Origin of the sequence: Bacillus sp. FSL K6-1145 (assembly GCF_038003425.1) — a bacterium.
GTDB lineage: Bacteria > Bacillota > Bacilli > Bacillales > Bacillaceae > Bacillus > Bacillus pumilus.
In genome coordinates, this window is record NZ_JBBOPC010000001.1 from 3281117 (window position 1) to 3296633 (window position 15517).

Here is a 15517-nt window from a genome sequence, read left to right on the forward strand (position 1 = left end):
CCTTTCAGCACAAATTTAGTTATATGAACCAATCGAATTGTGATATTATTTTAAAAAGTCATAAAAATGTAACATATTTCTATCTTATCAAACTTTTTGATTGCTTTATATGGGGGGAACAAAATGAATAAATCGAAAAATCGCTGGCTCATCGCAACAAGTGCTGTAGGAATTCATTTATCTATTGGGTCTGTTTATGCTTGGAGTGTTTTTACGAATCCTTTACATCAGGCCTTTCAGTGGTCATTGACAGAAATAAGCCTGACCTTCAGTATTGCTATTTTATTTTTAGGATTATCTGCTGCTTTCATGGGGCATTTCGTTGAAAGATATGGCCCAAGGGCATCAGGGCTCTTCTCAGCCATTTTCTTCGGTATCGGGATGACAGGGTCAGGATTCGCTGTACACATGTCCTCACTCCCTCTCCTCTATTTATTTTATGGTGTACTCGCTGGGATAGGATTAGGGGTAGGCTACATTGCACCTGTATCAACTTTAGTGAAATGGTTTCCGGACCGAAGAGGACTTGCAACCGGCTTAGCTATTATGGGTTTTGGATTTGCGTCTCTTATTTGCAGCCCAATTATCCAATATCTCATTGAAAAAGTAGATATCGCAAATACCTTTTACATTCTTGGAATTTCCTATTTTATGATCATGGTGATTTCATCTCTTTATTTATCACCACCAACACCTGATGACGTCAAACAATTTGATGTGTTAAAAACAAATCAAAGAAAAATCCCTCAGGATTTATCACAGCTTACAGCAAATGAAGCGATCAAAACACGACGTTTTTATTATTTGTGGCTCATGCTCTTTATTAATATCACATGCGGAATTGCCATTATTTCAGTAGCATCGCCTCTTGCTCAAGAAAGTGTTGGATTCACTGCTGGTGCTGCAGCTACCCTTGTTGGCATTTTAGGTGCTTTTAATGGTTTAGGACGGATTGGCTGGGCTTCCTTCTCAGATTATATCGGAAGGCCGAATACGTATACAATCTTCTTTAGTATCCAGCTCATTGCCTTTCCTTTACTTCCCTACTTAAAAGAACCGCTCGTCTTTTCAATCGTGATGGCGATCATTTATACGTGCTATGGAGGAGGGTTTGCCTCAATTCCAGCCTATATTGGGGATTTATTTGGCACGAGACAACTTGGTGCCATACACGGTTATATTTTGACAGCCTGGGCAGCTGCTGGTTTAGCAGGACCTTTATTTTCATCCTTTATCCGGGATATAACAGGTAACTACACGCAGAGTCTGATGGTGTTCTCTGGCTTATTTTTCATCGCTTTTATCATATCTCTTCTCATACGGAAGGATATTCAGCAGCTTAGAGAAACAAACCTTACTGCTGATGCTTCTGTCTCATCCCGACCTTAATTTGAATTTGACAGAATCACAATCTAAAGGTAATTTTTAGATATGAAAACGCTTTATAAAGTAATAGGAGGGTGATGATATCATGGGGAAAACAAAACATAAGGGGCCTATTAAGCTTAATAAAAAACCCTCACCAAAGCTATGGGCCTCTTTTGCGCCTATGGGACTTGGAAAAGTAAAGCCGAAACACATTCGAGATACGATGAAAGTGGCTTGGGAGAACAAGGATAATCTCCCCTATGCATATCGCATTTTAACGCAAGGCGTGTGTGACGGCTGTGCCCTTGGTGTTTCAGGGCTATATGACCAAACGCTCGCAGGACCTCATATATGCACCACAAGACTAAATGTACTTCGTCTTAATACAATGCCAGCTATTGATCCAAAATGGTTTGAAGACATTCAACAGCTCAAACAAATGGACAGCACTACTCTCCGCAAACTTGGCCGTATCCCTTATCCACTGATTCGAAAAAAAGGTGACAATGCCTTTACACGTATTTCCTGGGATGATGCATTAGATCAAATCGCAGCTAAAATCAAATCAATTGATAAACGGCAGCTCGCTTTCTATTTAACAGCTAGAGGAATTACAAATGAAGTCTATTATACCGCTGCGAAGGCAGCTCGCTTTATCGGGACAAATCATATTGATAATGCGTCTCGCATTTGTCATTCACCGAGCAAAACCGCTCTTAAGCGATCCCTTGGGATAGGAGCCTCCAGTTGTAATTACAACGATTGGATCGGAACAGATGTCTTAATTTTTTGGGGATCTGTCGCAGCAAACAATCAGCCCGTTTCCACTAAATATATGTATGCGGCGAAAAAGAAAGGAACCAAAATTATTGTCATCAATCCGTACAAAGAGCCTGCCATGGAAAAGTACTGGGTTCCCTCTATTCCAGAAAGTGCTTTATTCGGCACAAAAATCGCGGATGATTTCTATCAAGTCAATATAGGCGGCGATATTGCGTTTATGAATGGTGTCATCAAACATTGGTTTGACATGGAGCAGCACGCGCCCCATTCCGCTCTTGATCATGAATTTATTCAAGCCCATACTACCGGCATACAGGATTTACAGCAGCATGTCGCACAGTTGAAATGGGAAGACCTTGAAGCATCATCAGGCTTATCAAAAGAAAGAATGAAGGAATTTGCGATCCTTCTTGCCAATGCCAATTCAGGCGTTTTCATTTGGAGCATGGGTCTTACTCAGCACCGCTTTGCAACTGATAATATATCACAGGTTGCCAACCTTGCTATGTTACGTGGGTTTATTGGCAGGAAACATTGTGGTGTCATGCCAATTCGCGGGCATAGCGGTGTTCAAGGTTCTGGTGAAATGGGTGCTGACCCGTTTGTTTTGCCGGGCAGTGATTTTGATGAAGAGAATATTGAAAGAATCGAAAAGATTTGGGGGTTTGACATTCCGAAATGGCATGGTGACACCATTGGGCAATCATTTGAGAAAATGGCTCTCCCTAAAGAACATCCGCAAAAACTCAAAATGCTGTTTACGAGTGGCGGGAACTTTTTAGAAACGATGCCAAATCCAGATGCGATTGAAAAAGCTTTATCTGGGCTTGAACTTCGTGTCCATCAAGATATCATTTTGAATACCTCTACACTTGTAGAGGCAGAAGAGACGGTAATTATTCTCCCTGCTATGACAAGATATGAGCAGCCAGGAGGCGGTACTTCCACTAGTACGGAACGCATGGTATATTTCAGTCCAGAAATTGAAGGACCTCGGATTGAGGAAGCCAGAGCAGAATGGGATATTTATATGGATCTTGCAAAAAGAGTACGTCCACAAGATGCTGAGCTGATTCATTTCGAAACGGCTGAAGACATTCGCCGTGAGATTGCGATCGCAAATCGAAACTATAATGGCATCCAGCATTTACGTCATAAAGGAGACGTTTTCCAATGGGGAGGTGCCTGGCTATGTGAAGACGGAGAGTGTCCAACACCGGATGGCAAAGGACATCTTCTTCCTGCCCAGCTGCCTCAATACCGAAAAACCGAGGGACATTTTAATATTACGACAAGAAGAGGAAAGCAATTCAACTCTATGATCTATAGTGAAAAGGATGCCTTTAATGGTGGGAAGCGTCATTCTATCTTGATGAATGAAGAAGATGCTAAAGAGCTTTATGTCAAAGAAGGTGATCCAGTTGTTTTGTTTAATCAGTATGGATCCTACCAAGGAGTCGCTCAATTTGGGGAGTTGAAACGTGGCAATATCGCTGTTTACTGGCCTGAAGGGAACGTTTTAATTCCAAAGGGTGTGTATGAGAGCTACTCACAGATTCCCGAATATAATACGGCGGCCATATTAGAAAAAGCCGAAACCTTTCATGCAAGAAAAGACCAGCACTACGTGGAGAAACGAATTGATGAATTAGAAACCACCTTGAATTGATCTTCAACTAAAAAACAGCTGGGGAAAACAATCCCCAGCTCCCATTCATATCCTACTGACTAAAAACGCTCGCTGCATTTTGTAGAATGTGATTCAATTCTTCTGCATTTGCAGCCGGTTGATATTGTCCACCGCCTGCTTTTGCAACAGACTTTAGACTTTTGGCTTCTTTTTCATTCACGTCAAAGCCAATGATATTAACAATGGTGTCAATTCCTCCTTCATGTAATTCCTTTGCTGCTTGTGAAGGGCTTCCTCCACAAGTTTCTTGACCATCGCTGACGACGTAAACAATATTTTTCCCTTCAGCCTGGTGATCTTCAAAATCTTGCTTCGTATCTGTTAATGCTTTTGCAAGTGGTGTCCATCCGGTTGGCTTATACACATTCAGCGCTTGCTGAAATGTTGATGACTCATATGAACCAAATCCATAAACGGCTTCAGAGCTTTCACAAGAAATTGCTTTTCCAGCATTTTTATTGGTTCCTTCATGACCAAACACACGAAGAAGAACTTGTGTATCATCTGATAAAATACTTGCGAAGCTTTGAATAGAACGTTTGGCGATATCGATTTTCTTTTCGCCTTCAACTGATTGCGCCATGCTGCCGCTTAGATCGAGTAATATCACCACATGAGCCGGCTCCTGTTTTTTTGTCACAGCATGAGCTGGTGAAGAAAGAAACAGGACAAGACTAGCCAAAATGGTTAATACGATATTGCGTTTCATTCATAAAAACCTCCCTTTTTACATTTGTACAGAAAAAGAGAAACGAAAGCATACATCAATCGTTTCCCTTTTGTTCAGCAAGTTATTCGTGTAGTTTTAATGATTCTGCTGACAGGATAGAACCCATTTCTTTACCAGTGCTTGCTTGGTAGTAATGGCCTTTACCAGCTTTGGCTACTTGCTTTAATTGACCTTCATAGCCATCATTAAAGTCTAATCCAATGACATTAACAACAGTCGAACCTTTTGAGTTATGCAATTCTTTTGCTACTTTTACTGGATCTCCTCCACAAGTTTCTTCGCCATCAGTGATGAGGTACACAATATGTTTTGTTCCATTATTAAGCTGCTCATCCGCTTGCTTTGCATGTTCAAGAGCACGAGCAATCGGTGTCCAGCCATTTGGTCCAAGTCCGTTTAAAGAGTTTTCAAAGCTTTCTTTTTCGTAAGGCTGTACGCCATAAACGCCTCTAATGACTTCACATGATTGAGCTTTACCTGAATTTTTGTTGTTTCCTTCAGAGCCAAACAAGCTCATACGAATTTTAGCGTCTTTTGGAAGTGACTGAGCAAATTTAAATACCTCTTGTTTTGCGAGGTCAAATTTGCGTTCTCCCTCTACTTTTCTTGCCATGCTTCCACTTGCATCAAGTAAGATGGTGACTCTTACATCTTTGTTATGTTTTTTGACTGTAGATGCTTTTGCAAATACAGGTGAAGAGATCGACATAGATAATGTCAATACAGCTAAGGTTACGAGTGTAAATACTTTTTTCAACATCATTTTTTCCTTCCTCCCTATGTATTAAATTGAAACATCTTAATCGTAAAATATTCTGTCTTGGAATGGTATAGGACTCGGTCCCTTTTTCTCTTTCATCAAAATCACTAAAAATCTGTCAGTTGTCTAGATACATTCACCCAACACATCATTTTTTCTCTTGTTTTCTCCTTCTTTCGAGGGGCTTTGTATCGGCCATCGGTTCTTGTCGGGACGTAAATGTTTAAGATTTCCTGAGGTGCGTCTTAAGTCGCAAATTGACACATTCTGTTCAAAACTCTTGGAACACACAAAAAAGATGCCCCTATTCTGGAGGCACCTTTGCTTTATTTTTTAGCCATATACGTGTTAAGAAAACGATCTGCTGATTCAATTTGAATTCCTTTATAATAATGTTTCACGATAGCATCTACTTTTTTGCCTGACTGTGCCATATAATGCGCACCGTACTGACTCATTCCAACACCATGGCCATACCCTTTTGTGGTAATGATAATTTGCTGGCCCTGTCGTTCCCATGTAAAGTCTGCTGAATGAAGTCCTAATGACTCTCGAATGTCTCTGCCTGTCAATGTTTTACCGTTTATTACGGCTTTTGCTACTTGATTTCCTGGTGTCCGCTCTACTATCTGTCCTACCTGAGCCTGTTGAGTGAGCGTCACACCTAATTTTTGCTGAAATTCACTAACTGGGATGGTTTTCTTGTTTTGAAATTTTGGCGATTTTTCGTCCCATTTACTTGAAACACTTTTCAAATATGGAATTTCATTTTTCCAATAAGCTTCGGCATTTTCCGTTTTCCCATTACTTGTTGAAAAGAATGAGGCATCAATTGGTTTCTCGTCATAAGTGAGCACTTTTCCTTGTGTGCTGGCGACAGCTTCTGTGACTTTTTTTAACTTCCAATTGTACGCTTTTCCCCAAATTTTCTTGAGTTCCTGCTTGTTTTTATACACTTGGAACATTTGGGTATCATCTACAAGAGAGCCCTTTGGTGATTTGACGGTCTTATCGATGATCATTTGTCTGACGATATACGTTCTTGCGGCGAGTGCCTGTGCCTTGAGTGCTTCCATCTCAAAATCAGCTGGCATTTCAGATGCTACGACACCAATCACATACTCTTCTAAGGGGATGTTTTCTACCTGCTGATGAGCTGAACGATAGACGGGGATAGCGACGGGTGATTGCTTCAATTTGACTGTACCCTTTACTTCTTTTTTAACTGATGGCTCCGCTGATACATGCTGGCTTGCCTCCGGTTTCCCTTGAAACGTCGGCAACACAAGTAAAGTTGGAATCATTAAAATAATGATGCATATTCCTGCGATTGTCCATATCATTGGTTTCATATTTGGCTGCCCCCATTTGTCATTGAATCTCTTTTATCCTATGGGCGGGGACAAGCTAATATGACAGCTTCTTTCATTCAGTGGACAAGTCTTTTGATGAAGATAAGAGACTCTTTATCAACTGATTTTACTGTTCGTCTTTATGAATAAAATTTAAGATGGTTGGATACACTAATGATAAGCTTTTAAAATAAAGCATTCTATGATTCTTAAAAAAAATCAGCATGCCCCAATGGACACACTGATTTCTTTATGATTACGCGTTCAGATCTGATACAACTTGTTCTTGTGTCACATCTGCTGTTTCATCATTTACTCTTTCAATATCTGCACCGATTGCTGCAAGCTTCTGGTGGAAGTTCACATAACCACGATCGATATGCTTCAACTCAGTGACACGTGTATGACCTTCTGCTACTAATCCAGCAAGTACAAGTGCTGCTCCTGCTCTTAAATCAGTCGCTGACACTTCAGCACCTTGAAGTTGAACCGGCCCGTTGATAATGACAGAGCGACCCTCAATTTTAATATCACCATTCATACGGCGGAATTCTTCTGCATGCATAAAGCGGTTTTCAAATACCGTTTCTGTGATCATGCTTGTTCCGTTCGCACGAAGCAATAGCGCCATCATCTGAGATTGCATATCCGTTGGGAAACCAGGATGTGGCATTGTTTTTAGATCGATTGGCTTGAGCTCAGATGGTCCAATGACTCTTAAACCTTCTTCTTCTTCAATGATCTGAATACCCATTTCTTCCATTTTTGCTACAAGTGATGTCATGTGCTCCGGCACTGCGCCTTTCACAAGAACATTTCCTTCTGTAATGGCTGCTGCCACCATGAAAGTACCTGCTTCAATTCTGTCAGGGATGATGTTGTGTTTTGCACCGTGAAGTGTTTCCACACCTTCGATTTTGATTGTACCAGTACCAGCTCCGCGAACCTTACCACCCATGGCATTGATGTAGTTTGCCAAATCAACAATTTCAGGTTCTTTTGCTACGTTTTCTAAAATCGTTGTTCCTTCAGCTAATGCTGCTGCCATAATGATGTTTTCAGTTGCGCCAACACTTGGGAAATCCAAATAGATTTTCGCACCTTTTAAACGGCCTTGAACTTCAGCCTCGATGAAACCATTTCCTACTTGAATTTTAGCTCCCATTGCTTCAAAGCCTTTTAAATGCTGGTCAATTGGTCTTGAACCAATCGCACAGCCTCCAGGTAATGCAACTCTTGCATGACCTGTTCTTGCTAAAAGTGGTCCCATGACGAGCACAGACGCTCGCATTTTACGGACATACTCAAACGGAGCCTCAGTTTCTAGTGCATGAGATGCATCCACTGATACTTCGTTATTTTCAAAATGTACTTCTGCTCCTAAATGACGTAACACTTCATTGATTGTATATACATCGGAGAGCGTAGGTACATCACAAATTACGCTTTTTTCTGTACTTGCTAACAAAGATGCAGCGATAACTGGTAAAACGGCATTTTTTGCTCCTTCTACTTTAACTGTGCCGTTTAACTTTTGACCGCCGCGGACGATGATTTTTTCCAAGGTCTTCCCCTCCGCGTCCCAAATTCTCTATATTAATATTCAGTCGTTACGATTGGTGTGCCAACCGTAATCGTATGATTTTCGTTCATTTCCGAACTTCTGATGGCAATTTGAACATTCATTTTATCATTTGAAGTCATAATGAACTGTTCCCACTTATCTGTGTAAGCGGAAAGCGACACAAAATTAGACTCAACGAGATACTCAACTGGTTTTGCTTGAAATTCATTTGCTAACATTTCAGCCTTTTTTTGCAAAACAACATCCATCATACCATTTACATGACCATCGAGACAAGTAAAAATTACAAATTTCTCTTGTAATATGCTTTTTGCATGACGTACGAACTGATCATATGTATGCTTCCAGGTATTCAGTGGGCGAGCACCTTTTTGCTCATATAATAAATACGACTTTTGATTGGATTTTGTGTCGGTCTTCACGAGTAAAATTTTTGATAATGTATCATTTTTTTCATCTTTGTAAATTCCTGTGACTTTGGTGACATGTTTTTCTTCTTTTTCGGTCCACTCATACTGTCGTAGTTCGTCTCTCAAACGTTTCACTTTTTTTGAAAATTGTTCGGATGAAATGTCTACATTTGTTTTGGCGTGAAGAGTCCATCCATCTACTTCAATTTGCTGGCTTTTCAAACCTTCTGCTATTTGGACGAGCGGAGAAGATTCTTCCGCACGAACACCTTGAATCATCAGAACAAAAAAAAGAATAAACGCAAATAATGGCCAACCTTTTACATACTTTCTCACTTGTCATTCCCCCTTGCTACAAGTGTTGCCGCAAGGAGGTCTATGCATACGTGGAAAAGTCATCAAAGGCCATACTTTTGACACTTCTTTTTACGTTCCCGCATAAGGCAGTGACCAAACCTTTTATGTTAGAACATATAAGGTATTTGTTTGGAGAAATTTAAGTAATCAAGGAAGAAATTGCTGACTGCAGATGCAATAGCAATGGTAATGAGCATCATCAGCAATCTTGCCTGAATGATTTTCCCTTTTTTAATCAGTGGGTCAATATTAACGGCAAGCAATGCCCACCATGTAATCGCAATAAAAAACAGGTGGATCACAATACTAACAATTGCTTGTTGTCCTACGTCTTCCATACAGTTGAATCCTCCTTATATTTATTTCTGTAAAGGAAAACTCCCTTTCATTATATCCTCGAAAATCGGAAAGATGAATCATTTGGAAAAAAGAGCTACATTTAGAGTAAATCCCCTCTTATCCTGGTGCCAAGGAGATGATATACTGCGTGTGGAAGGAGATGAACATATTGAAAGATTCTTTTCCTGATTTTGTTGATTTGTACGGAGAACTGGTTCCCTCATTTGATCATGAATGGGAGGCCATTGCTTTCTACTTTGATTATAGACAGACACAGCTAGAAGAATTAGCGCAATTGTGTCATTTTCATAACATTTCTTTGGATTATTCTGAGGAGAGCCTGTATCAGTTAGAAACACTTTACTTTGATGCATTTACCAAGCAGTTGTTTGCTGAGTGGAAAATGCCAATAGATGCATTAGAAGCGATGATGAGTGTGTATATGGGAGAGGTTGTCCTCCGACATCATTCGGATGCTGACTGGGTGGTACGTCCTTATATGGACTCTCCGCATCAATATACGCTGGGTTTGCGCCGGCACAATAAAACGTGGCATAGTACGCAGTTTTGCGAGCACTTATATCTTGAAACACAGGATTCTCATCCTTATGTGTCGATGTATCAATCTCTCATGTCATTCTAAAAAAAATCCTTCTTATCATTGTGATAAGAAGGATTTTCTGTTTTATTTCCCTGCTACATTTAAACGGTTTAATGCCCGTTTTAATGCGAGTTCCGCCCGGCGTACATCACTTTCATTCGGGTGGTTCAAATGCTCTTCAGCACGCTGTTTCGCTGATTTCGCACGATCGACATCAACTTTTTCTGATGTTTCAGCGGCCTGAGCAAGAATGGTTACTTGTTCAGGGCGGACTTCAACAAATCCGCCACTGACTGCAACCAATTCAGTTGATCCACTATGTTTTAAGCGAACTGCACCGATTTTTAGCGGAGCAACCATTGGAACGTGGCCAGCTAAAATACCAAGCTCACCGCTTTCTGCTCTGACACTGACCATTTCCACATCCGCTTGATACACTGGGCCGTCGGGAGTAACGATATTGACTTGAACGGTCTTCATGCTTTTACCCTCCTAAGGACCAGATTAGGCCTCTACACCCATCTCTTTGGCTTTTTCAACCACTTCTTCAATGCGTCCAACTAAGCGGAATGCATCTTCTGGAAGGTGATCGTATTTACCAGATAAGATTTCCTTGAAGCCTTTAACAGTTTCTTTCAATGGCACGTAAGAACCTTTTTGGCCAGTGAACTGCTCTGCTACGTGGAAGTTTTGAGATAGGAAGAATTGAACACGACGCGCTCTGTGTACCACAAGCTTATCGTCCTCTGATAATTCATCCATACCTAAAATGGCAATGATATCTTGTAGTTCTTTATAACGCTGCAATGTTTGCTGCACTTCACGCGCAATGGCATAGTGCTCTTCGCCAACGATCTCAGGTGCAAGTGCACGAGATGTTGAAGCAAGAGGATCAACCGCTGGGTAAATACCCATTTCAGTCAGCTTACGCTCAAGGTTTGTCGTTGCATCAAGGTGAGCGAACGTTGTTGCTGGAGCTGGATCCGTGTAGTCATCCGCAGGTACATAGATCGCTTGAATCGATGTAACCGATCCTACGTTTGTAGACGTGATACGCTCTTGCAGCTGACCCATTTCTGTTGCAAGTGTCGGCTGATAACCTACCGCTGAAGGCATACGTCCAAGAAGGGCTGATACTTCAGAACCTGCTTGTGTAAAGCGATAGATGTTATCGATGAAGAACAATACGTCTTGACCTAGTTCATCACGGAAATGCTCTGCCATTGTCAAACCAGTTAGGGCAACACGCATACGTGCACCTGGTGGCTCGTTCATTTGACCGAAGACCATGGCTGTTTTTTCGATAACGCCAGAATCTTTCATTTCGTAGTAAAGGTCGTTTCCTTCACGTGTACGCTCTCCAACACCAGCGAATACAGAAATACCGCCGTGTTCTTGTGCGATGTTGTTGATCAATTCTTGAATCAGAACGGTTTTACCTACACCGGCTCCACCGAATAGACCGATCTTTCCGCCCTTGATGTAAGGAGCAAGAAGGTCAACAACTTTAATACCCGTTTCAAGAATTTCAACTTCTGTAGAAAGTTGATCAAAAGAAGGCGCTTGTCTGTGGATTGGATCTCTTTGAGCTTCCACACCAAGTGGCTCATCTAAGTCAATATTATCTCCCAGTACGTTGAATACGCGTCCAAGTGTTACGTTACCAACTGGTACTGAAATTGGTTTTCCAAGGTCTACAGCTTCCATACCGCGCTTCACACCATCTGTTGATGCCATTGCGATGGTTCTGACTGTATTATCACCTAAATGTAGTGCTACTTCTAAAGTTAAGTCGATCGTAACTTCACTTTCACTTTCCGCTTTATGCGAAACTCTGATCGCATTATAAATCTCAGGCAAGTGACCGTCTTCAAAATGAACGTCTACGACTGGTCCCATGATCTGACTGATGCGTCCTGTTTTCATTGCATTCCCTCCTGACAATTATTTCTATTCTAAGGCAGCTGCTCCGCCGACAATTTCTGTAATCTCTTGTGTAATCGCTGCTTGACGAGCACGGTTGTAAGAGAGTGTCAGGCCGTCGATCAATTCCTTTGCGTTGTCTGTTGCACTCTTCATTGCTGTCATCCTTGCAGCATGTTCACTTGCTTTGCTGTCAAGAAGCGCACCGAAAATCAAACTCTCTGCATATTGAGGAAGGAGAACTTCAAGAATTTCTTCTTCAGAAGGCTCAAACTCATAAGATGCGGAACGTTTATTGGGTGTCGCTGCGGCCGAAATGTCCGTTAGCGGCAATAATTTCTTCTCTGTTACTTCTTGTGAAATGGCACTGACAAAGTGGTTGTAGAACATGTAAAGTTCGTCAAACGCTTCATCAGAGAACATTTGAACTGTACTGCTTGCTAATTCTTTAATATCAGCAAACGCTACTTCGTCTCCAAGCCCTGTGACTTCAGAAATAACTGGAATACCGCGCTTTTTGAAGAAGTCGCGTCCGATTTTACCAATCACAATCACCGCATATTCATCAGCAGATTGATGACGAGATTGAATGGTTTGGTAAGCGGCACGCAAAATCGAGCTGTTAAAAGGTCCTGCAAGTCCTCGATCAGATGTAATGACGAGATACCCTGTTTTCTTGACAGGTCTTGAAAGAAGCATTGGGTGCTTAGCACTTGTTCCAGTTGCGATTGCAGCAACGACTTCCTGGATTTTTTCCATGTAAGGAACAAAAGACTTCGCATTGTTTTCAGCACGATTCAGTTTCGCAGCTGATACCATTTGCATCGCTTTTGTGATCTGACTCGATTTTTTCGTTGACGTGATCCTTGACTTTATATCGCGTAATGAGGCCAAAGATTTCACCACCTTTTTTCAGGAATCCGTGTTCATTTACGTGAAAAGAGAGAAAAAGAGAATCTTTTTCTCTCGGAAAGATTACTAATTAGTTGCTTGGTGCAAACGTACGTTTAAAGCCTTCGATTGCTGTATTCCACTCTTCATCAGCAGGCATGTTTCCTGTTTGAGAGATCGTGTCAAACAAGCCTTTATGGTTTTCTTCAATGTACATAAATAACTCAGCTTCGAAACGTTTGACATCAGCAATCGCGACATCGTCTAAGTATCCTCTTGTAAGTGCATAAAGAATCGCTACTTGTTTTTCAACTTTAAGCGGTTTGTTCAAGTCTTGTTTTAAAACTTCAACTGTTCTAGCACCACGGTTTAATTTTGCTTGAGTCGCTTGGTCTAGATCAGATCCAAATTGAGCAAATGCTTCAAGCTCACGATAAGAAGCAAGATCCAGACGAAGTGTACCTGCTACCTTTTTCATCGCTTTGATTTGTGCAGAACCACCTACACGGGATACAGACAATCCTGCGTTTACTGCTGGACGTACGCCTGAGAAGAAGAGGTCAGATTGTAAGAAAATCTGTCCATCTGTGATTGAAATAACGTTTGTTGGGATATATGCAGAGATATCGCCAGCTTGCGTTTCTACGAAAGGCAATGCTGTGATAGAACCGCCACCCTTTTCGTCACTAAGCTTCGCTGCACGCTCTAATAAACGAGAGTGAAGATAGAAAACATCACCAGGGAATGCCTCACGACCTGGAGGACGACGAAGCAATAATGAAAGCTCACGGTAAGCTGCCGCTTGTTTAGAAAGGTCATCATATACAACAAGTACGTGCTTGCCGTTATACATGAATTCCTCACCCATCGTTACACCTGCATAAGGAGCAAGGTAAAGAAGTGGGGCTGGCTGTGATGCAGAAGCTGTGACTACAATTGTGTAATCAAGCGCACCATGCTTACGAAGTGTTTCAACAACACCACGAACCGTTGATTCCTTTTGTCCGATTGCTACATAAATACAGATCATGTCTTGATCTTTTTGGTTTAGGATCGTATCAATTGCAACAGATGTTTTACCTGTTTGACGGTCACCAATGATCAATTCACGCTGTCCGCGTCCGATTGGAATCAAGGCATCAATTGCTTTAATCCCTGTTTGAAGCGGCTCATGAACAGATTTACGATCCATAACGCCTGGTGCTTCACTTTCGATTGGACGAGTTTTGCTTGTTAAAATTGGACCTAGTCCATCAACAGGCTGACCAAGTGGGTTCACAATACGTCCGATTAACTCTTCACCAACTGGAACCTCCATGATACGACCTGTACGTTTTACATCGTCACCTTCGCGGATATCTTTGTAAGGTCCTAAAATAACGATACCTACGTTAGACTCCTCAAGGTTTTGAGCCATACCCATTACACCGTTAGAGAACTCAACCAGCTCTCCTGCCATAATGTTGTCAAGGCCATGTACACGCGCGATACCGTCCCCTACTTGGATGACTGTACCGACATCTTTTACTTCAATTTCAGATTGATAGTTTTGGATTTGCTGCTTTATCAGCGCGCTAATCTCTTCAGCTTTGATACTCACTAAGGTTTCACCCCTTCTAACGATTTTCGCCTGCAAGCTGACGTTCAATGCGGGAAAGCTTTCCGCTGACACTGCCGTCATAAATGCGGTTTCCGATACGGATTTTCACTCCGCCTATTAGATCCTTGTCAATCACATTTTCAACACGCAGTGATGTGACTCCGGCTTTTTTGGCAAATACTTCAGATAAAGATTGAATTTCAGCACCGCTCAGCGGTTTCACTGAATACACGATCGCATCGTCTATTTGTTTCGTGCGGTTTGCCAGTTTCACAAACTCAGACGTCATTTCAGAGAAAATATTCGTGCGTCCGCGGTCAATCAATAAATACATTGTGTGCAATACATGTGTCGAAACACCTTTGAAAGCTTCTGCAATCAAATGTTTCTTTTTGTCTGCCGTAATCTTTGGATGAACAAGAAAGTCATTCAATTCTTGGTCAGCCTTTAGAACTTTTTTGATCTCATTCAGCTCTTTTTCAGTTTCGTCTACTGCCGAAGAAGCAAGAACGATGTCAAAAAGAGCAGAAGCGTAACGCTTAGAGACAATAGTCACGCTCATCGGCTTTCGCCTGCCTCTTTAAGATACTCTTGAATCAATTTCTCTTGTGCTTGCTCATCAAGTTCTCTTTCAATCACTTTAGATGCAATAAGTACAGATAGTGATGCAACCTGCTCGCGCAGTGCAGCCACAGCTTGTTCTTTTTCTTTCACGATTTCAGTTCTAGCAGACTCTTTCAAGCGCTCTGACTCTTGACGTGCTGCTTGAATGATCTCTTCTTTTTGTTTCTCACCAATCTTTTTCGCATTTTCGATGAGTGTATGTGATTCTTCGCGTGCTTCTTTCAATAAGACACGTTGTTCTTCAAGAAGCTTTTCAGCTTGAACGTGCTTTTGTTCAGCACTTGAAATTTCATTTCCTATATAATCTTCACGCTGTTTCATAATCCCTAATAAAGGCTTAAGCGCAAATTTCTTTAAAAGTGCAAGCAAGATGAGCATAGCGATCAGCTGGAATATCATATCCCCGGCGTTGAAACTTAAGCCACCTGCTCCTAAAACCACTGGTAACTGAGACATTTAGTACGGCAACTCCCTTCTTTAAATAATATGTTAAGAAACAAAACA

General features: G+C 41.5%; 15 protein-coding genes. 3 read left to right on the forward strand and 12 right to left on the reverse strand.

Going from position 1 to position 15517, the window contains the following annotated elements; all coding sequences use genetic code 11:
• Positions 1–123: 123 nt before the first annotated feature.
• Both MHH41_RS16685 and MHH41_RS16690 read left to right on the forward strand, forming a co-directional pair.
• The gene (locus tag MHH41_RS16685) at positions 124–1389 is read left to right on the forward strand and encodes an L-lactate MFS transporter (RefSeq protein ID WP_212045625.1); all 1266 of its coding nucleotides are present in this window, start codon (positions 124–126) and stop codon (positions 1387–1389) included.
• A gap of 82 nt (positions 1390–1471) precedes the next feature.
• The gene (locus MHH41_RS16690) at positions 1472–3820 is read left to right on the forward strand and encodes an FdhF/YdeP family oxidoreductase (RefSeq protein ID WP_212045626.1); all 2349 of its coding nucleotides are present in this window, start codon (positions 1472–1474) and stop codon (positions 3818–3820) included.
• A gap of 52 nt (positions 3821–3872) precedes the next feature.
• On the opposite strand, the gene MHH41_RS16695 is transcribed toward MHH41_RS16690, so the two are convergent.
• The 6 genes from MHH41_RS16695 to MHH41_RS16720 all read right to left on the reverse strand — a co-directional run bounded on the left by MHH41_RS16695 (position 3873) and on the right by MHH41_RS16720 (position 9373).
• Positions 3873–4550 (reverse strand): VWA domain-containing protein, encoded by a 678-nt coding sequence (locus MHH41_RS16695; protein ID WP_340866573.1) that lies wholly within the window; start codon positions 4548–4550, stop codon positions 3873–3875.
• A gap of 82 nt (positions 4551–4632) precedes the next feature.
• Positions 4633–5331 (reverse strand): VWA domain-containing protein, encoded by a 699-nt coding sequence (locus tag MHH41_RS16700; protein WP_080984771.1) that lies wholly within the window; start codon positions 5329–5331, stop codon positions 4633–4635.
• A 326-nt stretch (positions 5332–5657) separates the two neighbouring features.
• Positions 5658–6683, reverse strand: coding sequence for a stage II sporulation protein D (spoIID, locus tag MHH41_RS16705; RefSeq protein WP_044140138.1), 1026 nt, complete (start codon positions 6681–6683; stop codon positions 5658–5660).
• Positions 6684–6939: 256 nt separating this feature from the next.
• Positions 6940–8247, reverse strand: coding sequence for a UDP-N-acetylglucosamine 1-carboxyvinyltransferase (gene murA / locus MHH41_RS16710; protein ID WP_003214862.1), 1308 nt, complete (start codon positions 8245–8247; stop codon positions 6940–6942).
• 32 nt (positions 8248–8279) lie between these two features.
• Entirely contained in the window at positions 8280–9014 is a 735-nt protein-coding gene (locus tag MHH41_RS16715; protein WP_050944436.1) for a YwmB family TATA-box binding protein, read from the reverse strand.
• A 128-nt stretch (positions 9015–9142) separates the two neighbouring features.
• Entirely contained in the window at positions 9143–9373 is a 231-nt protein-coding gene (locus tag MHH41_RS16720; RefSeq protein ID WP_003214947.1) for a DUF1146 family protein, read from the reverse strand.
• 161 nt (positions 9374–9534) lie between these two features.
• Between MHH41_RS16720 and MHH41_RS16725 the strand changes: the two genes are divergently transcribed.
• Positions 9535–10017: a hypothetical protein gene (locus tag MHH41_RS16725; protein ID WP_445661615.1), complete on the forward strand. Its 483-nt coding sequence runs from the start codon at positions 9535–9537 to the stop codon at positions 10015–10017.
• Positions 10018–10059: 42 nt separating this feature from the next.
• Here the strand turns inward: MHH41_RS16725 and MHH41_RS16730 are convergent, their stop codons facing one another.
• The 6 genes from MHH41_RS16730 to atpF form a co-directional block, all read right to left on the reverse strand.
• Complete coding sequence (locus MHH41_RS16730) at positions 10060–10455, reverse strand: F0F1 ATP synthase subunit epsilon (RefSeq protein ID WP_050944437.1); 396 nt, start codon at positions 10453–10455, stop codon at positions 10060–10062.
• Positions 10456–10479: 24 nt separating this feature from the next.
• Entirely contained in the window at positions 10480–11901 is a 1422-nt protein-coding gene (gene atpD / locus MHH41_RS16735) for a F0F1 ATP synthase subunit beta (protein WP_034660283.1), read from the reverse strand.
• A 24-nt stretch (positions 11902–11925) separates the two neighbouring features.
• Complete coding sequence (locus MHH41_RS16740) at positions 11926–12792, reverse strand: F0F1 ATP synthase subunit gamma (RefSeq protein ID WP_003214656.1); 867 nt, start codon at positions 12790–12792, stop codon at positions 11926–11928.
• Between the two features lie 88 nt (positions 12793–12880).
• Positions 12881–14389 (reverse strand): F0F1 ATP synthase subunit alpha, encoded by a 1509-nt coding sequence (gene atpA, locus MHH41_RS16745; protein WP_003214775.1) that lies wholly within the window; start codon positions 14387–14389, stop codon positions 12881–12883.
• 16 nt (positions 14390–14405) lie between these two features.
• The gene (locus MHH41_RS16750; protein ID WP_012011549.1) at positions 14406–14951 is read right to left on the reverse strand and encodes a F0F1 ATP synthase subunit delta; all 546 of its coding nucleotides are present in this window, start codon (positions 14949–14951) and stop codon (positions 14406–14408) included.
• Positions 14948–15469 carry a F0F1 ATP synthase subunit B gene (gene atpF / locus MHH41_RS16755; RefSeq protein ID WP_003214532.1) on the reverse strand — a complete coding sequence of 174 codons (522 nt, stop codon included), beginning with the start codon at positions 15467–15469 and terminating at the stop codon, positions 14948–14950. The genes MHH41_RS16750 and atpF overlap by 4 nt, the downstream gene beginning before the upstream one ends.
• Positions 15470–15517: the final 48 nt, after the last annotated feature.

Bases quoted from the DNA above. Each gene is read 5' to 3' on its own strand.
- MHH41_RS16750 (WP_012011549.1), bottom strand. From the start codon at position 14,951: ATGAGCGTGACTATTGTCTCTAAGCGTTACGCTTCTGCTCTTTTTGAC.
- MHH41_RS16725 (WP_445661615.1), top strand. From the start codon at position 9,535: ATGAACATATTGAAAGATTCTTTTCCTGATTTTGTTGATTTGTACGGA.
- spoIID (WP_044140138.1), bottom strand. From the start codon at position 6,683: ATGAAACCAATGATATGGACAATCGCAGGAATATGCATCATTATTTTA.
- MHH41_RS16730 (WP_050944437.1), bottom strand. From the start codon at position 10,455: ATGAAGACCGTTCAAGTCAATATCGTTACTCCCGACGGCCCAGTGTAT.
- MHH41_RS16700 (WP_080984771.1), bottom strand. From the start codon at position 5,331: ATGTTGAAAAAAGTATTTACACTCGTAACCTTAGCTGTATTGACATTA.
- MHH41_RS16685 (WP_212045625.1), top strand. From the start codon at position 124: ATGAATAAATCGAAAAATCGCTGGCTCATCGCAACAAGTGCTGTAGGA.
- atpD (WP_034660283.1), bottom strand. From the start codon at position 11,901: ATGAAAACAGGACGCATCAGTCAGATCATGGGACCAGTCGTAGACGTT.
- MHH41_RS16695 (WP_340866573.1), bottom strand. From the start codon at position 4,550: ATGAAACGCAATATCGTATTAACCATTTTGGCTAGTCTTGTCCTGTTT.
- MHH41_RS16690 (WP_212045626.1), top strand. From the start codon at position 1,472: ATGGGGAAAACAAAACATAAGGGGCCTATTAAGCTTAATAAAAAACCC.
- MHH41_RS16720 (WP_003214947.1), bottom strand. From the start codon at position 9,373: ATGGAAGACGTAGGACAACAAGCAATTGTTAGTATTGTGATCCACCTG.
- atpF (WP_003214532.1), bottom strand. From the start codon at position 15,469: ATGTCTCAGTTACCAGTGGTTTTAGGAGCAGGTGGCTTAAGTTTCAAC.